This window comes from Providencia sp. PROV032 (assembly GCF_028484875.1).
GTDB lineage: Bacteria > Pseudomonadota > Gammaproteobacteria > Enterobacterales > Enterobacteriaceae > Providencia > Providencia rettgeri_E.
The window spans coordinates 88,832-111,801 of sequence record NZ_JAMPSX010000007.1 but is presented as its reverse complement, the minus strand read 5'-3'; the positions used below and the strand labels follow the sequence as shown (position 1 = coordinate 111,801).

Genomic DNA, 22,970 nt, shown 5'->3' with positions numbered 1-22,970 from the left:
AGCATTTAGGATAACGGTTTCTGGTTTGTGAGGCTATCATGCGTGTATTGATTTTACTTCTGTTCATATTTCACTCGTTGTTGAGCCTAGCAATGGCACAGAATAATTCACTTATTCAGTGGCGCGATAACCTACATTTTAATCACCAAGCACATGATCCCGTAACCGCCACAAAAACCTGGAAGTTGTGCGCGCTTTACCCTAGTTTAAAAGATTCTTATTGGTTATCAATTAATTATGGTATGCAAAAAGCGGCAAAACACTATGGCGTTGACCTAAACGTACTAGAAGCCGGTGGTTATAACCAACTAGCAACCCAACAAAAGCAAATTACGCAATGCCAACAATGGGGAGCCGATGCTATTTTACTGGGGAGTAGCACCACAACCTTCCCAAACCTTAGCCAATTAGTGGGAAATACGCCTGTCATTGAAGTCATCAATGCCACCCACGATAACACAATAAAAACTCGTGTTGGTGTACCTTGGTTCCAGATGGGCTATCAGCCGGGGCGCTATTTAGTGCAGTGGAGTCAGGGTAAGCCATTGAAAGTTTTACTCATGCCCGGGCCATTGAATGCCGGTGGCAGCCATGAAATGGAACAAGGATTCCGAGAAGCTATTGCAGGTAGCCAAGTACAAATTGTGGACGTCGCACAAGGGGATAACGACCTTGAGGTTCAACGCAATTTGTTGCATGGAATGTTAGAGCGTAACCCTGATATTAATGTCGTCGTTGGCACAGCGATTGCCGCCGAAGCCGCAATGGGTGAAGGTCGTAACTTAACGAAGCCACTAAATATTGTTTCTTTTTACCTTTCTCATCAGGTCTACCGCGGCTTAAAAAGAGGCCGAATAATTATGGCCGCCAGCGACCAAATGGTTTGGCAAGGTGAGTTAGTGATTGAACAAGCCATCAAAGTACTACAAAAGCAGCCGGTGCCAAACAATATCAGCCCGCCGATTTTGGTGCTTACTCAACAAAATGCTGATAGTGAACACTTACGCAATTCATTATCTCCTGGAGGCTTTAGGCCCGTATATCAATATACATCCGCAGCTAAAAAATAACCTTCACCATGCTGAGTCACTAATAAATCCGCATTGATTTTATGGCGTAAACGGCGAATAAGTACATCCACGGTGCGTAAATCTGGGTGGTCAACGCGTCGGGCAGATAACATACGTAAAAGGCGCTCTCGGGTTAAGATCTCTCGCGGGTTCGTCACAAAAGCCACTAGCATTTCATATTCCGCCCGTGTGAGTTTGATAGCCTGATTTTCAAATTGGAGTGTATGCATTGAAACATTTAGGCAATAGCCAGCAAACTGATAACAGTTATCTTGAGAAGTAGCTTGGGTTTGCGATGGCTTAGCAAGGTCAATACGCCAAAGTAAATTTTTAACGCGAACGACTAACTCCCTCAATTCTAAGGGTTTAGTCACATAATCATCAGCCCCCATTTCTAATCCCACAATACGGTCTATTTGATCACAGCGGCTAGTGACTAAAATAATCCCTACAGTGAAACGCTCACGTATTGCTCTTGTTAACATTAATCCGTTTTCATCCGGTAAATTAATATCTAACAGAATTAAATCAACGGCTTGCTGATCCATAATTTCGCGTAGACCCGCACCGTTCCCCGTCACAGAAACACGATATCCTTCTTGCTCAAAGTAAGCCTGTAAGCGAGCCTGAGTAACGGGTTCGTCTTCAACAACCACAATATGATGTGATGTCATTGATACACTCTCTTCTGTTCATATCTGTTCATATTTACGCATATCTTGCCGTAAGCTGTTCATCCTGGCTAGTACCGCTATTCATATTAACTCAATAAGATCGCCTGTATTAAACCATATAATTACAGGGGCTATTATGCGGAAACTCTGGAGAGCGTTACGAAAACCAAGTGCTCGTTGGTCAATGCTAACGTTAATCGTTGTCGGGATTGCAGTGGGTGTTGCGTTAATCGTTGTCCCCCATGTTGGGATGAAAGTGACTAGCACCACTGAGTTTTGTGTCAGTTGCCATAGCATGGAACCCGTTTACGAAGAATATAAACAATCGGTACATTTCCAAAATGCATCTGGCGTACGCGCAGAATGCCATGACTGCCACATTCCCTCCGACCTTCCAGGCATGATTAAACGGAAACTCGAAGCAAGCAATGATATTTATCAAACATTTATTGCGCATTCGATAGATACCCCAGAAAAATTTGAAGCCAAACGCGCCGAACTTGCAGAACGTGAATGGGCTCGCATGAAAGAGAACAATTCAGCCACTTGCCGCTCTTGCCATGATTATGACTCGATGGATCACGCAAAACAAAACCCAGAAGCGGCTCGCCAAATGCAAATTGCTGCGAAAGAAAATCAATCCTGTATTGATTGCCATAAAGGAATTGCCCACCAATTACCGGATATGAGTAGTGGCTTTCGTAAACAATTTGATGAGTTAAGAGCGAAAGCAAATAGTGATGCTGACATTCTTTATTCACTTGATATTAAACCTCTTTATGCCAATAAAGGGGATAAAGACCCTGCTGGCTCGTTACTTCCTGCCTCAGAGGTGAAAGTCCTAAAACGTGATGGCGATTGGCTACAAGTTGAAATCACAGGGTGGACAGAAACCGATGGCCGTCAACGCGTTCTATCTGAATTTCCCGGTAAGCGAATTTTCGTAGCTTCGATACGCGGTGATGTTCAAGAAAATGTGAAAAATTTAGAAAGCACCGTTGTCGCTGCAACAGATACGTCATGGAGCAAACTGCAAGCAACCGCATGGATGCAACAAGGCGATATGGTCAATGATATCAAGCCAATATGGGCTTATGCAGATTCTTTATATAACGGTTCATGTAATCAATGCCATGGTGCGCCAGATATCGCCCACTTTGATGCTAACGGTTGGATAGGCACATTGAACGGTATGATTGGCTTTACCAGTTTAGATAAGCGAGAAGAGCGTACCTTACTGAAATACTTACAAATGAATGCATCTGATACCGCAGGATCTTCACACGGTGATAACGGAGTACAGAATGAAAAATAATCCAACTTTTCAAGCTTCTCGTCGACGCTTTTTGTTCCAGCTTGGCGGGCTCACTGTGGCAGGTATGTTAGGCCCTTCCCTATTAACACCGCGTAAGGCTAGCGCTGCGACAGTTGGCGAACAAACTGCGGTAGTACAAGAAGGCATTCTGACTGGGTCACACTGGGGTGCAATTCGCGCCACTGTAGTTGATGGCCGTTTTATCGAAGCAAAACCTTTTGAACACGATAAATTCCCATCAAAAATGATTGCAGGATTGCCTGACCATGTACATGGCACCGCTCGTATCCGTTATCCAATGGTTCGTGTTGATTGGCTACGTAAACGCCATTTAAGTGATACTTCTCAACGGGGTGATAACCGTTTCGTACGTGTTTCTTGGGATGAAGCCCTTGATTTGTTCTATCAAGAACTAGAACGTATTCAAACAACTTATGGGCCAAGTGGGCTGCTCACTGCAAATGGTTGGCAATCAACCGGAATGCTCCACAATGCTTCAGGCATGTTAGCCCGCGCCATTGCCCTGCATGGCAATAGTGTTAGTACTGGCGGAGACTACTCAACGGGGGCTGCACAAGTCATTTTACCTCGAGTCGTTGGGTCGATGGAGGTTTATGAACAACAAACCTCTTGGCCGCTAGTCCTCAAAAATAGTAAAACCATCGTATTATGGGGCTCTGACCTGATTAAAAACCAACAAGCTAACTGGTGGTGTCCTGATCATGACGTTTATGAATATTATGAACAACTGAAAGAGAAAGCGGCTAATGGCGAGATAAACGTCATCAGTATTGACCCTATAATCACCTCAACGCATGATTACCTTGGACGTGCAAATGTTCAACATATCGCTATTAACCCGCAAGCGGATGTCCCACTACAATTAGCCATCGCCCACACGCTTTACAGTGAAGGCTTGCATGATAAAACCTTCTTAAAAGAATACTGTGTCGGTTTCGACCAATTTGTTCCCTACTTAATGGGAAAAACGGATGGACAACCCAAAGATGCACAATGGGCAGCTGAAATTTGCGGCATTGATGCCGACACAATCCGAGCTTTAGCCCGCCAAATGGCAGCAGATAGAACCCAAATTATTGCAGGTTGGTGCGTTCAACGTATGCAACATGGTGAACAATGGTCATGGATGATTGTCGTTTTAGCTGCCATGTTAGGCCAAATTGGCTTACCAGGTGGGGGATTTGGCTTCGGCTGGCATTATAATGGCGCGGGTACACCAAGCCGTCAGGGGATTATTTTAAGTGGTTTTTCCGGCTCAACCAAAGTGCCACCTATTCATGATAACAATGACTACAAAGGCTACAGCAGCACCATTCCTATTGCTCGTTTTATTGATGCGATTTTAGAGCCCGGAAAAACAATCAACTGGAATGGTAAAGCGGTTAAATTGCCACCACTAAAAATGTGTGTATTTGCCGGAACCAACCCATTCCACCGCCACCAGCAAATTAACCGTATTATTGAAGGTTGGCGCAAGCTTGAAACGGTTGTCTCTATTGATAATCAATGGACATCCACCTGCCGCTTTGCTGATATCGTATTACCGGCAACCACGCAATTTGAACGAAATGACCTTGACCAATACGGTAACCACTCAAATCGTGGCATTATTGCGATGAAACAACTTGTTGAACCGCAGTTTGAGTCACGTAATGACTTCGACATTTTACGCGATCTATGTCGTCGTTTTGGTCGTGAAGAGGCCTTTACTGAAGGTTTAGACGAAATGGGCTGGCTAAAACGCATTTGGCAAGAAGGCAGCCAGCAAGGAAAAGGCCGTGGTATTCATTTACCCTCCTTCGATACGTTCTGGGAAAAAGAAGGCTATGTGGAATTTGAACATCCACAAATGTTTGTTCGTCATCAAGCGTTTAGAGAAGACCCTGACTTAGAACCGTTAGGGACACCGAGTGGTTTAATTGAGATTTATTCGAAAACCATTGCCGACATGCAATATGATGATTGCCAAGGTCACCCAATGTGGTTCGAAAAAGCAGAACGCTCTCATGGTGGTCCAGGTTCAAAAAAATGGCCACTACATTTGCAATCCGCACATCCCGATTTTCGTTTACACTCACAATTGTGCGAATCCCCTGTATTACGTCAATATTATTCTGTGAGTGGCAAAGAGCCGATCTTTATTAGCCCTCAAGATGCGAAAGCTAGAGGCATACAAAATGGTGATATTGTTCGTGTTTTCAACGACCGCGGGCAAGTGTTAGCAGGAGCCGTAGTTTCTGACTTATATACAGAAGGCGTTGCTCGTATCCATGAAGGAGCTTGGTATGACCCGACTAAGGGTGGAGAAATCAATGCCCTGTGTAAATACGGTAACCCAAACGTATTGACACTGGATATAGGAACCTCTCAACTCGCTCAAGCCACTAGCGCACATACGACGATCGTGGAGATAGAAAAATACACAGGGCAAGTGGATAACGTTAGTGCATTCGATGGGCCTATTGAAATGGTGGCTCAATGTGAATATGTTCCTGCATCACAGGTGAATAAATGACAAAACAAATCACTTTGTCGTCAGAAAAAATAGCCTGTGTTTATGCATGGTTAGCACAATTATTCTCACGTGAATTAGATAGTGCAACGATAGCGCAACTTCAATCTAGCGAAATGATGGATTGGTTTACGACTATCGAACAAGAACCAACTTTAGCTTCGTCTATTCAAGAGGTTAAAACTAAAATCCAATCGCTGGTAATGCGAACGGATGCAACGCTCGAGTTGGCAGCCGACTTTTGCAGCTTATTCTTAATGTCAGATAAGCAATCTGCTTTGCCTTACGCCTCTGTTTATCCAAATAGTGAGCATGGCAATGAACAGATTAAGTACCTATTAGTCGAGGCAGGAATGGAAACCAGTGAAGCATTTAACGAACCTTCTGACCATATTTCAATTTTTTTGGAGCTATTAAGTCACTTACATTTTTCATTAAATGAAGCCCATTTGGCGCAAGAAAAAGTGGAACAATTACGCCTAAAAACGTTGTCACTTTTACTGCAATGGCTACCGATATTTAGCCAAAATTGCCAACGATATGATGAATTTGGTTTTTATGCTGCTTTGAGTCAGCTGTCGTTAGCGCTAGTTCAATGGGATAAGCAAGCCTAATAGATGCCATTTAAATAATTTATATATTATTCAACTATTAAAAACAAAGGGATATTAATAAATAATATCCCTTTTAAATCTTAGTCATAACACCTGAGCTACTGTAAAGAAATAAGTTTTTCACGGCTCAGCCCAGTGCTTTTCATTATTATCTCAATATTAACTCCTTGCTCTAAAAGATTCCGTGCAGTTGTTATATTTGCCTCTTCTTGGCCTTTTTGAAATCCTTCTTGCAGCCCTTCTTGCCGTCCTTCTTGTCGTCCTTCTTGTCGTCCTTCTTGCCGCCCTTTATCTTGCAATCGTTGCGCAATATTCATGATTGTCTCCTTATGCTTTTCTGTCTGTTCCCCTAAAACTTGAATAACTTGTTCAAAATTATGCGAATCTAAAGCAATAAACAGATAATTTAGGATAGTTATGATGTCATTATCACTATTATAATGTTTATTGAGTGCCTTCGCCAAGAGAGGAAGTACCTGTTGGAATTCATCCCGAAGATATTTATGTTTCATCGCTAATTCCATTACCGCAATTTTTCGATGATTAACGAGTTCATTATCGTCAATAACGGTAATATCTACGAGTGGAAATGGTTGTGTGTATAACTTATGTGCAATCTCTGGTAATGGAAAACACTCCGTCCAAAGTTGTGTATATGGATAAGGCGAACGCCCCCCATGGTAAAATAATATCGGTACAACAATGGGTAATGTTGTTTTTCCTTGCTGCATATGCTGATTCATCGCTAAAAACGCATAATGCATTAAACGCCACGCCATGAGTTTATCGGGAGTTGATTGGTGTTCAACTAAAAGATAAATATACCCTTCCCCATGAGAGGTTTGTACTGAATACAATACATCCGATAACCGCGAGCGAAGTTGTTTATCAATAAACGAGGAATTTGTCAGCGATAACGTATTGAAATCACATAATGATTTTATATGTTCCGGTAAATGAATTTCAAAGAAGTCTCGCGCATTTTCAATGTTTGCCATAAATCCTTTAAAAGCCGCATCATGTATCGTTGATGTCGTTTTTTTCTTCATTCAATAATCCTTATTGAAAAGAGCAACGACCACACAATAAAGCAAAACACCTGGATTGTCTGTTCAGTATAACGACATGATAAAATTCGAAATTTTGGAGTGAAATAATATTTATAATGTCAATGTTATATTAATAAAAATAACGTTTGAGTAATACCACAAAGTATATCGATGGCTTTATTAAAAAGCACTAAAATAGTTTTTAACACTAGCACATTAAAATCACCACAACCTATTTTGAACAGCGATATACTACTCTACAAGCTTAACCATTTTTCCATTCTCTCCTCTTTGCAATTATTCCACGGTGCTAAATGACAATAGAATATAAACACAGACACACGTCTCAACTTTCAACAGAAAATAGAGAGGCCTTATATTCCGTGCTATATCAAAGCTTTGAGCAAGATTTTACCCATGATGATTTCGAACATGCTTTAGGGGGAATGCATGTTTTAGCCTATGACCATCAACAGATTGTTGGTCATGTTGCTATTATTCAACGCCATATGGCAATCGGTAACACGCCAATAACGGTTGGCTATGTTGAAGCGATGGCTGTACTAGAAAACTACCGTCGCCAAGGGATTGGTAAACAACTCATGCAGGCTACCAACCAAATTATTGCCAGTTGCTATCAGCTAGGCCTCCTTTCTGCATCAAATGAAGGCTTTCATGTATATCAATCTGTCGGTTGGCAGGTTTGGAATGGACCGTTGTATGAGCTCAACCAAGGCCATTATATCCACTCTGTGGATGAAGAAGGTGGTGTTATGGGGTGGTCAAAAAACAATTTAATTGATTTTTCACAGCCCCTATATTGTGACTTTCGCAGTGGAGACCAATGGTAGCCTATATGTGATAAAAGCCAGATAGGCTAAAAAACAACATTAGTTTTATTAAACGGGTGTTAGGCCGGGTTGTACCACGCTATAAATTTGTTTTTTCAATTCTTCTTGCTTAGCCAATTGGTAAACATGTGAAGCAACATCAGCACGCATCACTAAACCATGGACTTCAACCTCTTGTTGAAGAACTGCTTTTCCCGTTGGCTCACCATGTAATAACCCACCAGGGCGAACAATCACATAATCCAACGAGCTAGTTTGTAGCCATGACTCCGCAAGGGATTTTTCTCTCACTGCCTGACCAAACGCAGCACGTGACCGAGCAGACAAATAAGGCCATGAATCTCCACAACCTAGTGACGTGACCAGCACCATACGAGATATACCCGCTTGCTCAGCACAATCAATCACGGTACGGTGAGCTAAATAATCTTGCCCCCCTCCCATGGTTGAAATAACCGTAGCAGTTGTTCCTGCGGAATGACAAGCTGCCTTAACCACCTCACTATCACAAGCATCGCCAATTAACACTTGTACCCCTAAAGCCTCTAAACCTAATGCGGATTGCCTATTACGTACAACTGCGATGACTGGGCGTTTCTCTGCTATTGCTAACTGAGCAATCTGATGACCAACACCTTTTCCACCCGCGCCAAACATTAGCCATGGTGCCATTTTCTTCTCCCTTTTTTGAGTGATACATCAATCTGTTTGTGATTTAAAAATCTAAAATTACCACAATATAAATGATAATACGCATTATTAGCATTTATTATTTTGCTCTATTTGAACCACAAATGCCTATCACCAGTAATCAAACAATAAACAACACTAACATTAATGTTTTTTATATAATTCATTTAATCAAACTCATTAAAATGTGACTAGTTTAACTTTTTCGTAAAAAAACACTTATCATAAAAATTGATAAACTAACAAATTAATTACAAAAATAAATCGTAATATCAACAAGTAACAAAAAACAAAACACCACTATCTTATTGATACCCATAATACTTTTAATGTTAATGCGAAGAATTATCATTTGCATTTATATTATTATTTGATTTAATACCTACCGCCATATATATGCGAAATAATAATTTCCTAATCAATAGTATCGTTAATATCTTTAATAAAAATGGAGTATTTCGATGAAAAAGTTAACTATTATCGCCCTAGCATTCGCCACCACTGGGGTCACTTTTGCCGCTTCTGCTGAAGTCGGTTTTGACCAAAGCCAATCTTTCAATCCAAATGAACCGTCCATACGCGTTGGTAAAACAGAAGGCACTGGTGGTGGCCATGCCGGCGCTATCGGTGATCCCGGTATTGGAGTGCAAACTGTATATGGTGGAAAAATCATTTCATTCTCAGGACTAACAAAAATGGCGCCAAAAAAACAGGGAAATGAAGCGCATGTGATTTCCATGCCTAATGGCCCTGGTTCACATAACAAAATGGGAGTATTTAACTTTGCCAAAGTCGCGGATGCTGAGGTGTACTTCGGTGAATGGTCATCGACAGGGCAAGTTAATGACGCCACACACACGGCTTACTACTCAGGTAAAGACATCACCACCAATATGCCAACAGCGGGCACTGCGGAATACTCTGTTAAAGGAATAAGCCAATATAACGGAGGTGCAATGGCCGCAGGTACCCTGACAGCTAACTTTGGTACTAAATCTTTAGCAGGGAATATTGGTGCAACGAATATTGATGCCACCATTAAAAATAATGCGACCTTCGCAGGAGATGCGACACTTAATGGCGCATTAGGTGAAACCCGCGGGCACTTTTTTGGCGACCAAGCTAAACATATTGCTGGGGTAACTGAATTTAGCGACCACAGTAAAGATATGGCCTTTGGGGGAAGCCGTGGGAATATTTCCCAGTAACCCGTAGATCAATCTCGGTGGCCGCAACAAAGCATCACGCGTTGCTGGTCACCGCCCTTTATTACCGAAGCTAACCCTATGCAATATCTTTTATTAGCCCTTGCTATCATGGTTCCAATGGTCGTGCCCTCTGCATTTTCAACCAGTTTGGATACAGACCGTGAACAGTTGTTATGGCAAAAAGACAAACAAAATTATCGTGAAAAAAGTGCTGTCGTTCCTAATAAAGATCAATGGCTACTTCCTGATGGTCTATCCATTAATTTGAATGGGGAAAATTATTCCCTTGAAAATAATGCGCAAGACCTAGGCCAAGCTATTTACCTAGCAATCAACCATCGACAATTTCAAGATGTACAACGCTTATTACCTCGCTACCAACAGCTAGCTGATGCAGATCCATTACTCATTTTATTTGCAAAGGCTGAGCTCGCTAAAGCGCAAGGCCATTACCCTGAAGCGATTACTTATTATCACCAAATACTGGCTCTTTCCCCAAAGTTTCTTCGCATTAAATTAGAACTCGCTCGAGCCTATTTTGAAGATAATCAAAATAAAGAGTCATTGGCTTTATTTCAGAATTTAATTCACGATGAAACACTTGCATTACCCGCCAGTGTAAAGCAGACCATTCAACAATTTATTCGCGCTATTGAAAACCGCACAGCTTGGAGCGGTAGTCTCTCTTTCGGTTATAAAAATAACAGCAATATTAACCAAGTCCCTGATAAAAATAAAATTTGGGAAGTACCAGGTGGCACATTAAAAATGGACAACCCCATCGCGTCGTCAGGGCTCACCTATGACGCGAGCCTGAGTAAAATAATTCCTATCTCTGGCCATCATTCATTGCAAATCAAGGGGACATCCTATGGCGACCGCTATCCTCACTATGCCGAATTTAGTGAGAATACCACCTCTTTAGCTACTTTATACCGTTTTAATGATGCGAATACCACTGTCGCCGCTGGCCCATTAATTGAATTAAAAACAGTCAATGAAAAGCGTCGTTATTTAGGGATGGGTGGCAAAATTGAAGCTGATTATCAATTCAGCCCAAACATGATCCTCAGTATGTCCGCGGATCACCAACAGCTTCATTACCAAAAACCGTATGACAGTGCCGATGGCAATCGAAGTAGCCTACACCTAACGGGTATCTACGGTATTACCACCGATACTTCCATCTTTTTGGGAGCAGATGCAACCCGTCTCACGACCGAAGTTCGTAGCGATGATTATGACCAGTTGGGTGTCCGAGGCGGCTTCTATACCGTGCTTACACCTGATGTGCATTTATTAGCGCTAGCCACCTATCGAGAAAGCCAATTTCAAGCCTTCAATTACCTCCTGAATGTGAAACGCCATGATCGTGAAGCGATGTATTTTGCGCGGCTCAATTTTCCCACTTATTCATTATTCACATTTACGCCTTATACCAGTTATCGCTTTCGTAAAAATCGCAGTTCCGCAGATGGAATTTACACCTATCACCAGCACGAAATTTCTATTGGGTTAGAAACCCGTTTTTAAGCGTTATGGCACAGAGAAAAACACTATGCATAAATACAAATTAACACCTATTACGACAGCAATTATTACCGCCCTCTTTATTCCATCGATTGCTTTAGGGGAAAAAGAAGAACACATTGGCACCATTACTGTTCAAGATTCAGCAAAAACCATCAAAGAGCGTGATCAACAAGGCTACGATGACCAATATGATGCAAAAGGCTCTAAAATTTACTTAGGGAAAGACCTTGTTGAACGTTATAAAGGCACCAGCACCGCTGATGTTCTTAACAGCGCAATCGGTGTATATAGCGGAGATGCGCGAAATAGTGGTGCATTAGACCCCAATATTCGAGGCATTCAAGGGCAAGAACGCGTCCCTGTGACGGTCGATGGTACCGAGCAATCACTCACAGTTTACCGGGGTTACAATGGGGCAAATAACCGCAACTATATAGACCCAAACCTTATAAGCAGTATCGAAGTTGAAAAAAGTGGTTCCCTTGCAGGCGATATAAAAACCTCTGTTGGTGGCGGGATAGCCATCAGAACCCTAGGGATAGATGATGTTGTCGCCCCCGATGAAAAATTTGGTGTTAGCTTGAAATTAGAGACTAGCAGTAATTCTACACGGGAACGTATCCCACGTTTTGGTTATGGCGAGGATTATCGTGATCACCCAGAGATTTATAAAAATAATAACTCTGTATTCTCCGATCCTGTCGTCAACATCACACCAAAATCCCGAGGAAGTGCGCAATTTTTCAATTTTAAAGATAATGGCGGAAGGATCGCAGTTGGAACTCGACAAGAAAAATTCGATTTAATGGCCGCCTATGCTTATCGCCGGCAAGGCAACTATTTTGCAGGGAAAAATGGCGCTCACCGTTATAAGGAATCCGTTCAACTAAATGAACAACAAACAGTGCAGCAACAACTTGGCCCAGACCCTTACTTACCTTTTGCTGCGAATGTATTTCGTCCCGGAAAGGAAGTCACTAACACTTCCAATGAGCTGGAATCCTATTTAGTAAAAACCAATTTCTATCTCACTGAGAGCCAAACATTGCATCTGGGTTTTCGCCGGAGTGAAAGTACCTATGGCGAAATTATGCCCTCTCGTTTAGGATTTGCGGAGCTCGAAGGTAAACAAGTGCTACCACAATGGCCGTTGGCTCACTTTACCGTCAATGCCTATAATGCCGAATACAAATGGAAACCCGAAGATAACCAATGGATTGACCTAAATGCGAATATCTGGATGACGCATTCCGTAGGAGATACCAATACCTCTGGCGGCTACCCTCGAGAGCCTAAAGAGCGTGACTGGGCCTTTGAGTATGGCTATGGTGGAGGGAAAGATCCTAACATTGATGGTTCTTTAATTAATACAGCCGCAACTAACTCCGAAAATGATCGTATTGGTTTTAATTTACGCAATACCATGGCGCTCACCCCCGATCTTGATTTAACCATTCGCGGTTCAATGCTCAAAGAAAAATTAGACTCAAATGACGTTCCACCATCGCAAACTGCTAGCCCGTTTATTGCCCTTCCACGTAAAGGCCATCGGCAAGAAACCAGTATTGCCTTTAACTTTAACTATCGCCCAACGAGTTGGTTGGAATTGGATGCGGGAGCAAAATATATTGATGGTTGGACGGAGGATGACTACTTAAAGGAGCAAATGCGCAAGCGCACTAAAGGTTTTCAAAACCCCAATGAGCGCCTCGCTAAACAGATAAATTACAACCGTATTTTAACCCAAGATGAATACAATAAAGCAATTGAAAATGGCTACCAACCCTTCAATGGTGGCTATAGGAATAAACAAATCTTACTCAAAACGATAGGGCTTGAAGACACGAATTATACTGTTTTCATCACCAAGAGAAAGAGCTCTCAACATCCAGAAGAAAATGGCGTTTTAGATGTCAATTTCCGCACGGAATGGAAATCAGATAAAGACGGACGCTATACGACAAAAACTAACCCTTTCCATAACGGCACTTTTGACTCCCAAGCACGCGCAGTCGACCCAGTAACGGGGAAAGAAGTTTATGTCTATGGCGCAAGTTATTCGCACCCTTCAGATGATATCGAGCGAAAACTCACTGAAGAAGAAAAATGGAAATTCTCAGGCAAACAAAAAAGCCATGGCTGGGCGCCTGCTTTTGGTGCCAATGTTTGGTTGTCTGATAACGACCGCGTTTATGCGCGTTACATCGAAACGGTACGCTTACCAAGTATTTTCGAAAATAGCATTGGGTTTGCTGGGGAAAGTGAAGCTCGCAAAGAGAAAATGTTATTCAAACCCGAACGTGCAAAAACCTTTGAATTTGGTTATTCACGTAATTTACAAGGGTTACTCGGTGCTGAGCGCCACGCTGATGTGAAAATAGGCTATTACCATACGGTCATCGAAAATGCATTTGACCGCGATGGGCGTCTTAATTTTGTTCAAGTAAAAGAACATAAAACCGCAGGGATTGAAGCCTTGGCTCGCTACGATAATGGTGGGGTATTTATGGATATTGGTGTTGATTACCGCCTCAAAAATGAGGTTTGTGATGACTCCGCCCCCGCCAATTTGGACCCAACTAACCGTTATAATATATCTCAATGCACTACCGCAGGTTTCCCCGGTGGCTTTTTACGCACACAATTACAGCCTAAATATGCGATTAACTCCAATCTCGGCATGCGTTTTATGGATGAAACTCTCGAGGTGGGAACACGCTTACGTTATACCAGCAGTGTGCAAAATAAAGATGAACGGAAACTAATGCAGCAATTTCCAGGAAGTTATTCAATGGCGAATAATAGCCCAATGCACTGGACCCCGACCTTTACAGCGGATGCCTATGCCAGTTACCAAATTGATAAAAATATCAATGTCGAATTCTTAGTAACCAACTTAACTGACCGTTATTATATTGACCCACTGACACGCAGTATGATGCCAGCGCCGGGCCGCACCTTACGCTTAGGATTAAATGCACAATTTTAGGTAAATACGGTTAATTTATCGCCCTATAAATATCCGCTGCTAACTTTAAGTAGGAGCGGATATTCATCACTTCAGTATCAGAAAAATAACCGCATAATGGTTTCATCGAATTCATCTTGGTCTACAACTGCAAAACCAAACTGCTCAAAGAATGGTTTCATCATGTCATTACCTTCGACATAACAGATTGATACGGACTTATATTTGCCCAAATTTTTAATCTCTTCCAGAACTAGCGGAATAGCCTGAGAACCAAAGCCTTTTCGTTGATGCTTTATATCGATCATCAATTGATCAATAAACACTTCTTCTGGCCAACCATTTTCATGGTTTGAATAATATTGAACGAAGCCAACAGGCTCATCATCAACATAAATCCCTCGATTAATATAATGATCAAAAAATTTTGAGGCTGCGATTGATTCGGAGTTAAGAGCCACAAAGTCTTCCTGCTCTTGGGTTATTTCAAGGCAGATGATATCCACCCAATTGTCTTTGGTGACATCTTTTAAGGTAATGGTCATAAACACCTTGCTTTAAAGTTACCGTTCACAATACCACCATGGTAAAAATACGGCTCAACGTAAATTAACAATAAACTTTTTTGAGTTCGCGCAATTTGTGCTTTTATATTTTTTGAACTTCAACAAACAAATAATAAGTAGATATGTTACGGATAACATTAATATCCCCACATAGACTAAAATAAAATTTCGACTCATTTATTGCTTTCGAATTAAGAAATATTCAGAATTGAGATCCATGTCAAATATCCCCATTAAATACAATATTATTGTAATTTATCAAATTTTTTTGAGGGAAAATAAAAATAATCATTTGGATTATTAATCTAAAAACAAATAAAAATACAGACTAATATAGAACAGGAATCACAAATAACCATAATGACCGCCAATTAAAATTCAATTTTTATCATTATATAAATTTAACAATAATAACGCATTGTCATAAGAAAACACATAAAATCTGAACAACCTCACATTTATTAGGTATTTGATAACTCCTCGCATTTATGCAACAAGAAATCAAATTCACTTATGAAACAACATGTTAAAAAATTACTATTATTTTGTATCAAGCTGAAAAATAAAAACATTTTTATCGCAAAAGTATTGAGGATAATTTCACTCCCCCGACTTTATTAATAAATATTAATTTATTGATTTTAACCATGCCTTTTAGGCATGGCTAAGAGACTTTCGGAATATTGTCAGGAAAATAGATTCATGGATAGTATGAATACGAAAATGATGCATTTTTATTATAAATATATACGAATAACTCTTAAAAACATTTCCAATGAAAGGTAACACTATGGGTATATTAAAAGATAGTAAGTTGCTTTTGGTTAGCTTACTTATCATTCTTCTTTCGGAAGCTATAGGGCAAATTAAAATCAGTCTAGTTATGGTTTTTCCAATGCTTTATTCCATGTTGATGGGTGGTATTATCAGTTTTCCAAAATTCAAGATCCTCAGCGAAAAAAATATGGCACACGCAAGCTCAATTATGAGTGTCGCGTTAGTTATCTTAATTGCAAAATTAAGCACCTCCGTTGGTGCATCTTGGGAAAAAATTATTCAAGCCGGTGGTGCATTAATCCTGCAAGAAATCGGTCACTTTATCGGTACCATTTTACTCGGTTTACCCCTTGCCATTATGTTAGGTATGGGCCGTGAAGCCGTTGGTGCAACCTACTCTATTGGTCGTGAACCCAATATCGCTATTATCGAAGCTAAATATGGCTTAAGTTCACCGGAAGGCCGTGGTGTTATGGCAATGTATATTTGCGGAACATTATACGGAGCCGTTTGGATGGGTATTATTGCCAGTGTTATCGCAGGACTCGATATTATGAGCCCGCTTGCTTTAGCAATGGGAGCCGGAGTCGGAAGTGGTTCAATGCTAGCGGCATCAGTCGCACCATTACTGGAACTGTACCCTGAACAAGCCGCGGATATTCAAGCATTTTCATCCTCAGCAAACTTAATGTCTTCAGTATTAGGTCTGTACATCTATATTTTCTTCTCCTTACCGTTTGCCTCTTTCTTATACAACAAACTCAAAAGAAAACGTGCAACAGCATCAGTAGATACAGAATAAGGATATAAGATCATGAAAAAGATGGCAGAAATTGCAATAATCATCGTGTTAGTCATCATCTTCACTTCACTGGGTGATGCTCTCGGAGGCTCAATTTATGGCCGCGGCAGCTTTGGCGCAGTCTTTAGCGACTCACTTATTGCCATGGCATTATTAGGGGGTATGTCATTTGTGGCATACTTAATTGCACAAATCCCACCATTAGGTAAGTTACCTGTGATTTTCTGGGTATCTTTAATTGCTGCAGGTTTGTGTTCACCATTATTCCCTTACGATAAAGAAATGATCGCAATGACAGGTAAAATCTCACTCGCTGTCATCAGTACGACAGTACTGGCATTTGCAGGTCTTTCACTCGGTAAAGATATTGATAAATTTAAAGCCATTTCATGGCGGATCATCCCAGTTTCACTGGCGGTCTTTACGGGAACTTTCTTATTCGCTGCACTTATTGGTCAAGTGACACTTTCATGGAGCGGCGTTATCTAACCAGAGGAAATATTTACCATGACAATGACCAAAGACCAATTGAAAGCCATCGTCTGCGAAACAATTGCATCCCATAAAGGGGATATCAAAAAATTAGCAGAAGATATTTGGGCAGAGCCAGAACTAGGCTATAAAGAAACGAAAACAGCAAAAAAAGTGGAAGCGGCATTCTCTGCATTAGGCGTTAATTACCGAAAGCAACTCGCATTAACAGGGGTTAAGGCTCGTCTAAAAGGTGGAAAAGGTAGCAAATATAGTATTGCTGTGATTGGTGAGCTCGATGCGATTATTTGTGCTGAACACCCAGAGGCCGATGATTTAACGGGGGCTGCCCACTGCTGTGGGCACAATGCACAAATAGCCAATATGATGGCTGTCACTATTGGTCTGGTTAAGTCAGGTGCTATGCAATACCTCGCGGGAGACGTCGTTCCTTTCGCCGTTCCCGCTGAGGAATATGTTGAACTGGCTTATCGTAATAAACTGATTGAACAAGGAAAAATCAGTTATATCGGCGGTAAACCAGAGCTAATATCCCTTGGCGAATTTGATGACGTCGATATGGCGATGCAAATTCATTTAACCAGTGTCAAACCTGATCGTGATACTGGTTTCATCGAAATGTCGACCACGACCAATGGGTTTATTGGCAAGCTGATTAACTACAAAGGGACGGCGTCCCATGCGGCTGCAGCTCCTCATTTAGGTGTCAATGCGCTCAATGCCGCAATGATGGGGATCATGGGAGTGAATGCAATTCGCGAGACCTTCCAAGAAAAAGATTATATTCGTTTTCATCCGATCATCACGCAAGGCGGTGATTTGGTCAATGTCACCCCAAGTGATGTGCGTATGGAAAGTTATGTTCGAGCGTCAAATGTCCCAGCGATGATCGATGCAAATGAACGAATTACTCGTGCCCTTGTTGCTGGCGCAATGTCTGTTGGTGCAGAGGTAGAAGTCAAAGATTTACCGGGTTACCTCCCACTGTATAACAACGATACATTGAACTGTTTATTGCAACAAAATGCCCACAACTTGATTGGCGAAGAAAATGTTTGGGTTGCTGGCCACATGACTGGAAGCACGGATACGGGTGACTTATCACACATCATGCCAGTGAGCCATCCATGGATTGGCGCTATCCGTGGAGGTTTGCATGGTAAAGATTACGTTGTTTTCGATGATGATATGGCCTACATCCGCCCAGCTCAAATGATGGCAATGGCAATTATTGACCTGTTATTTGATGATGCATCCCAAGCAAATGAGATGCTAGCGGATTACACGCCATTAATGAGTAAAGAAGAGTATCTCTCATTTATTGGCTCTTTCAAGAACTAATTATTAAAATATTCCCCTTATTGCTATGTTTATTATAATAAGGGGAATATGATATTTTTAGCTTTTATCCCACTTTTAAAATTTTTTCTTCGCATTAATTTAATTTCTTTTTACATTCACCATCTCATTTAAAAAATTCCTGAAATCATGCCTCTCCCTCTACTTTAAATAAAAAATTTAACTTATCCCCCACTCATGCAGACTTTAAAACAGCAATATTCCTAACATCAAAAACACAACAATAACATATTGATATTAATGGATTTAGTTAATCAAACACTCTTTCTGTTATTATTTTAATAAATTACCATCCTTATTATTCATGAGCCATGCAATACTGATATGATATAAATACGATCTCCGTCACGCTCACTTTTTTAATATCCACGTTAAAATTAATCTTATAAATTGATAGATAAAAAATAACGAGTAGAAGTAGACATCATCCTATTTCTGAATCTAATTTTTAAAATACACATAAATTAAATGAGCGCGCTGTTCATTATTCCATGCTCACACCAGGGGCCCTTTAACAGCATTAAAAACGCTTTCTGTATACGGGATAAAACGTAATGACCAACAAATACAATATCAGTGAAAAACTCTTTGCTTTAGAAACATTTAGCAAAAAAACACGTCAGGATTTACATAAAATCCCCGAATTGTCTGGGCTAGAATTCAAAACCTCACAATATTGCCGTGAATTGATGGAAAGCTTTGGCTATAACATTCGTTTATTCGAAGGCTACACAGGTTTTACCGCTGAATTGATTGTCGACCCAACCAAGCGCTTAATTGCCTATCGTACTGATATCGATGGCCTTGAAATGCCTGATTTAACCTGCAATGAACACAGTTCTGTCCATGAAGGTTGCGCCCATAACTGTGGCCATGATACCCACATGACCATCGCCTTAACCGCAGCGAAATACCTCAGTGAAAACCGTTCTGAACTCACCCATAACGTCCGTTTTATCTTCCAAATGGCGGAAGAGGACATGCGAGTACCGGGCGCTAACAAAATGGTCGAAATGGGGTGTATGGAAGGCGTCGACGAAGTTTACGGGTTACACAATGATGCGGCCTTTGAAACGGGTTATATTAAATTCAATTCAGGAGTTATGTCCTCATACGGTTCAGCATGGACACTAGATGTCCATGGTGTGTCTGCTCACGGCTCAACCCCTCATAAAGGGTTAGATGCTATCCGCGAAGCAACACGTATCATTGATTATATGGACTACATTGTTGCCAAAAAGACCGATCCTTTCAGTCCCGCTGTATTTGGTTGTGGCATGATTAATGGCGGAACGATCCCAAATGCGCTAGCTGACCATGTTCAAGCACGCGGAACTATCCGTTCAATGGATGAAGAAACAGACAAAATATTAAAAGCAAGTTTCAATGAAATTGTAGCTCGCAGTGAAGCTGGTGGGTTTAAAACCACATTGGAAGCCAGCGGTTATCCCGCTGTCGTCAATCACCCGCAAGCGGCCAAAGTCATTTATGATGCTGCAGCCGCCTTTTTACCACTTGAGCACATTGATTCAAACGGTAAGCCGATGACAGGAAGTGAAGATTTCAGTTATATGATCAATGCCACTAAAGATAAACTCGGTGCCATGTACTTTTTAGGAAGTGGTAATCAAGCAAAAGGGATTAATAATTACTTACACGCAAACCCGTATTTTGTTGATGACGATTGCTTGCTGATTGGCGCTCAAATCTTTATTAATATCGCCACTCGTTAGAATAAATATAATACACACAGTAATATTAAAGCCGAGTAAACTCCATTACTCGGCTTTTTTCTTAATCATCCGCAGATAAGTCATAGCTCAGGCAATTCTCTATATAACCTATCTTTCTCACTTTGTTCTGTAGGTACCCATTGATTTGGCTGATGTATATAATTCAAATCAAGATGGGGAGCGTAATGGGAGATAAAATCATACATATAATCTTTTAAATGCATGTGCCGATTAATACAAACATGTGTATAACTTGGCTTGACTAAGTGGCTAATATCAATACAACATAATGCTTCACTGTCTTCCTCTGGGTCAAAAGCGACCGTTGAAATAATACCTACCCCAGCACCACGTTTCACATAGTATTTAATGATTTCAGTATCTACCGCAGTTAAAACAACATTTGGCGTTAATTTATGTTGATAAAAGACTTGATCGAGCTTTGAATGCCCTGTAAAACCAAATACATAGGTAATTAGCGGGTAGTCTGCAAGGTCTTCAATCCTAAGCTGTTCACATTGAGCCAATGGGTGGTCATGAGGAACAATAATACTGCGAGACCATTGATAACAAGGCATTACCAATAAATCATCATAAAGGTGCATAGACTCAGTCGCAATGGCAAAATCCACATCGCCATTATTCACCATCTCTGCTATCTGAGCAGGCGCGCCTTGGTGAAAATGCAAAGAAATATTGGGGTAACGTGCGTTAAAACGCTCAATCACTTGCGGTAATTTATAACGGATCTGGGTGTGGGTTGTTGCAATATGCAGATTTTGTTTTATCGTCGTATCTTCATGAGAAACAATACTTTTTATTTTATCGAATTGTGCAAGAATATCACACGCGACATGATGAACTTTTTCACCAATCGGGCTCAGCGACAATAGGTTATTATTTTTCCGATTGAATAATGAAACGTTCAGCTCATCTTCCAATATTTTAAGTTGCTTACTTACCGTTGGCTGAGAGGTATACAGTTTTTCAGCCGCATTCGTGATATTAAAATCACTTTTTACCACTTCAACAAAGCTTTTAAGCTGACTAATGTTCATTGCTGGATTATCCAATGTATAATGGACTAAAAATAGAGATACAAGCACAGTCCAAGATTTAACATCTTGGTTATTCTGTGCAGGAATTATACCATAACGAACTGATTAGCAATAAGTACACTGTGGTTTATTCCCTAGTAAAAACAGTCCAAAACATAAATCATAAAATAAATATTCTACAAGAACCTATAATATTCAGCGCGATAAAACCACTGTTCTCAACACCCCATTGCGGATCATGGCAAGGGGCTGCGTAAAGTTTCACTGTCAGAATTGCGATAAACAGTGATTTCATTCATTTGGCTTACCCTAAATGAAATAATGATAGTCGAAGCACTAAAGCAACGAGTGTGACAATGAGTACAGGGAGTGTCATGATAATCCCTGTTTTGAAATAATATCCCCATGTAATGGTCATGTTCTTTTGTGATAAAACATGTAGCCACAGCAATGTCGCCAAGCTCCCTATTGGCGTAATTTTTGGCCCCAAATCAGCCCCAATCACATTCGCATAAACCATCGCTTGTTGAATAACTCCTGTTGCTTGACTGCCTTCAATAGAGAGAGCACCAATTAATACCGTTGGCATGTTATTCATTATTGATGATAAAAATGCAGTGATAAATCCAGTGCCTAGAGTTGCTACCCATAACCCTTTGTCTGCAAGGTAATTCAGCGTTTCAGAAAGATAATCGGTTAACCCTGCATTTCTTAAACCATAAACAACCAAATACATTCCTAAAGAGAAAATGACGATTTGCCACGGTGCTCCACGTAATACTTTGTTGGTATTAATTGTATGGCCTCTGGCTGCAATCACCCAAAGAATTAAAGCGCCAATAGCCGCAATTGCACTCACTGGAATACCTAATGGTTCTAAGACAAAAAAACCGATAAGCAACAGCACTAATACCAGCCAACCTGCTTTAAACGTTGTCATGTCCTTAATGGCTAAAGTCGGTTCACTCAGTTTGGTAACATCATATTGTTTAGGAATATCTTTACGGAAAAACCAATGCAGCATCGCTAATGTTGCAATAATTGCTGCAAAATCCACTGGCACCATAATTGATGCATATTCCGTAAATCCAATATTAAAGAAGTCCGCAGAAACGATATTCACGAGGTTCGAAACAATCAGCGGCAAGCTCGCTGTATCTGCGATAAACCCGGCAGCCATGACAAAAGCTAATGTCGTGCCTTTATTGAAACCAAGTGCCAATAACATCGCAATCACAATGGGCGTTAATATCAATGCTGCACCATCATTGGCAAATAAGGCCGCAACCGTTGCTCCAAGTAACACAATATAACTGAATAACAGTTTTCCTTTACCCCCGCCCCACTTGGCAACATGTAATGCCGCCCATTCAAAGAAACCACTTTCATCTAAAAGTAGGCTAATGATAATGACGGCAACAAATGTCGCCGTGGCATTCCAAACAATATTCCAAACAATCGGGATGTCTTGAAAACTGATCACACCAAAGATCAGGGCTAATATTGCCCCTATTGTTGCACTCCAACCAATACCCAACCCTTTAGGCTGCCAAATAACAAACGTAATCGTTAAAATAAAAATTAATGCAGCAATCAACATAACGACCTCATGAACAAGGGTATAGATATACCTTCCTGAAATAAATTGGCTAATTAACCGACCCAATTAACTTTGCTC

At 40.9% G+C, this 22,970-nt stretch carries 18 protein-coding genes; 12 read left to right on the top strand and 6 right to left on the bottom strand.

Going from position 1 to position 22,970, the window contains the following annotated elements:
* The first annotated feature begins 47 nt into the window (after nucleotides 1–47).
* On the top strand, nucleotides 48–1,070 hold the full coding sequence (gene torT, locus PSF42_RS08160) for a TMAO reductase system periplasmic protein TorT (protein WP_420793950.1): 1,023 nt from the start codon (nucleotides 48–50) through the stop codon (nucleotides 1,068–1,070).
* Here torT and torR read toward each other — a convergent pair.
* Nucleotides 1,043–1,744 carry a two-component system response regulator TorR gene (torR, locus tag PSF42_RS08155; RefSeq protein WP_272679807.1) on the bottom strand — a complete coding sequence of 234 codons (702 nt, stop codon included), beginning with the start codon at nucleotides 1,742–1,744 and terminating at the stop codon, nucleotides 1,043–1,045. The genes torT and torR overlap by 28 nt on opposite strands.
* Before the next feature lie 136 nt (nucleotides 1,745–1,880).
* On the opposite strand from torR, the gene torC reads away from it, so the two are divergent.
* Genes torC through torD form a run of 3 tightly spaced genes read left to right on the top strand, consistent with a single transcriptional unit; the run spans nucleotide 1,881 to nucleotide 6,206 of the window.
* Nucleotides 1,881–3,059: a pentaheme c-type cytochrome TorC gene (torC, locus tag PSF42_RS08150; protein ID WP_102140009.1), complete on the top strand. Its 1,179-nt coding sequence runs from the start codon at nucleotides 1,881–1,883 to the stop codon at nucleotides 3,057–3,059.
* Nucleotides 3,049–5,595: a trimethylamine-N-oxide reductase TorA gene (torA, locus tag PSF42_RS08145; protein ID WP_272679806.1), complete on the top strand. Its 2,547-nt coding sequence runs from the start codon at nucleotides 3,049–3,051 to the stop codon at nucleotides 5,593–5,595. Before torC ends, torA begins: the two co-directional genes overlap by 11 nt.
* Nucleotides 5,592–6,206, top strand: a complete 615-nt coding sequence (gene torD / locus PSF42_RS08140; RefSeq protein ID WP_272679805.1) for a molecular chaperone TorD — start codon at nucleotides 5,592–5,594, stop codon at nucleotides 6,204–6,206. The genes torA and torD overlap by 4 nt, the downstream gene beginning before the upstream one ends.
* A 98-nt stretch (nucleotides 6,207–6,304) precedes the next feature.
* Here torD and PSF42_RS08135 read toward each other — a convergent pair whose 3' ends face one another.
* Nucleotides 6,305–7,255 carry an Rpn family recombination-promoting nuclease/putative transposase gene (locus PSF42_RS08135; RefSeq protein ID WP_272679804.1) on the bottom strand — a complete coding sequence of 317 codons (951 nt, stop codon included), beginning with the start codon at nucleotides 7,253–7,255 and terminating at the stop codon, nucleotides 6,305–6,307.
* Between the two features lie 314 nt (nucleotides 7,256–7,569).
* Here PSF42_RS08135 and PSF42_RS08130 point away from each other — a divergent pair, with 314 nt between their 5' ends.
* Nucleotides 7,570–8,106: a GNAT family N-acetyltransferase gene (locus tag PSF42_RS08130; RefSeq protein ID WP_125891518.1), complete on the top strand. Its 537-nt coding sequence runs from the start codon at nucleotides 7,570–7,572 to the stop codon at nucleotides 8,104–8,106.
* 48 nt (nucleotides 8,107–8,154) lie between these two features.
* Here the strand turns inward: PSF42_RS08130 and PSF42_RS08125 are convergent, their stop codons facing one another.
* A complete protein-coding gene (locus PSF42_RS08125) occupies nucleotides 8,155–8,778 on the bottom strand; it encodes an SDR family oxidoreductase (protein ID WP_272679803.1) in 624 nt (207 codons plus the stop codon).
* Between the two features lie 479 nt (nucleotides 8,779–9,257).
* Here PSF42_RS08125 and PSF42_RS08120 point away from each other — a divergent pair, with 479 nt between their 5' ends.
* From PSF42_RS08120 to PSF42_RS08110, 3 genes are all read left to right on the top strand, one after another.
* The gene (locus PSF42_RS08120; RefSeq protein ID WP_272679802.1) at nucleotides 9,258–10,004 is read left to right on the top strand and encodes a Slam-dependent surface lipoprotein; all 747 of its coding nucleotides are present in this window, start codon (nucleotides 9,258–9,260) and stop codon (nucleotides 10,002–10,004) included.
* A gap of 78 nt (nucleotides 10,005–10,082) precedes the next feature.
* Nucleotides 10,083–11,537, top strand: a complete 1,455-nt coding sequence (locus PSF42_RS08115; RefSeq protein ID WP_272679801.1) for a porin family protein — start codon at nucleotides 10,083–10,085, stop codon at nucleotides 11,535–11,537.
* A gap of 25 nt (nucleotides 11,538–11,562) precedes the next feature.
* The gene (locus tag PSF42_RS08110; RefSeq protein ID WP_125891522.1) at nucleotides 11,563–14,526 is read left to right on the top strand and encodes a TonB-dependent receptor domain-containing protein; all 2,964 of its coding nucleotides are present in this window, start codon (nucleotides 11,563–11,565) and stop codon (nucleotides 14,524–14,526) included.
* 77 nt (nucleotides 14,527–14,603) lie between these two features.
* Here the strand turns inward: PSF42_RS08110 and PSF42_RS08105 are convergent, their stop codons facing one another.
* Nucleotides 14,604–15,050, bottom strand: a complete 447-nt coding sequence (locus tag PSF42_RS08105; RefSeq protein ID WP_272679800.1) for a GNAT family N-acetyltransferase — start codon at nucleotides 15,048–15,050, stop codon at nucleotides 14,604–14,606.
* 811 nt (nucleotides 15,051–15,861) lie between these two features.
* Here PSF42_RS08105 and PSF42_RS08100 point away from each other — a divergent pair.
* The 4 genes from PSF42_RS08100 (at nucleotide 15,862) to PSF42_RS08085 (ending at nucleotide 20,234) form a co-directional block, all read left to right on the top strand.
* Complete coding sequence (locus PSF42_RS08100; RefSeq protein ID WP_213914141.1) at nucleotides 15,862–16,650, top strand: DUF3100 domain-containing protein; 789 nt, start codon at nucleotides 15,862–15,864, stop codon at nucleotides 16,648–16,650.
* 12 nt (nucleotides 16,651–16,662) lie between these two features.
* The gene (locus PSF42_RS08095; RefSeq protein WP_004262394.1) at nucleotides 16,663–17,139 is read left to right on the top strand and encodes a hypothetical protein; all 477 of its coding nucleotides are present in this window, start codon (nucleotides 16,663–16,665) and stop codon (nucleotides 17,137–17,139) included.
* 18 nt (nucleotides 17,140–17,157) lie between these two features.
* On the top strand, nucleotides 17,158–18,483 hold the full coding sequence (locus PSF42_RS08090) for an amidohydrolase (RefSeq protein ID WP_272679798.1): 1,326 nt from the start codon (nucleotides 17,158–17,160) through the stop codon (nucleotides 18,481–18,483).
* A 572-nt stretch (nucleotides 18,484–19,055) separates the two neighbouring features.
* On the top strand, nucleotides 19,056–20,234 hold the full coding sequence (locus PSF42_RS08085) for a M20 metallopeptidase family protein (protein WP_125891525.1): 1,179 nt from the start codon (nucleotides 19,056–19,058) through the stop codon (nucleotides 20,232–20,234).
* An 80-nt stretch (nucleotides 20,235–20,314) separates the two neighbouring features.
* Here PSF42_RS08085 and PSF42_RS08080 read toward each other — a convergent pair whose 3' ends face one another.
* Together PSF42_RS08080 and PSF42_RS08075 are read right to left on the bottom strand one after the other, a co-directional pair.
* A complete protein-coding gene (locus tag PSF42_RS08080) occupies nucleotides 20,315–21,292 on the bottom strand; it encodes a LysR substrate-binding domain-containing protein (protein WP_125891526.1) in 978 nt (325 codons plus the stop codon).
* Nucleotides 21,293–21,596: 304 nt separating this feature from the next.
* Complete coding sequence (locus PSF42_RS08075; protein WP_272679797.1) at nucleotides 21,597–22,892, bottom strand: arsenic transporter; 1,296 nt, start codon at nucleotides 22,890–22,892, stop codon at nucleotides 21,597–21,599.
* Between the last annotated feature and the right edge of the window lie 78 nt (nucleotides 22,893–22,970).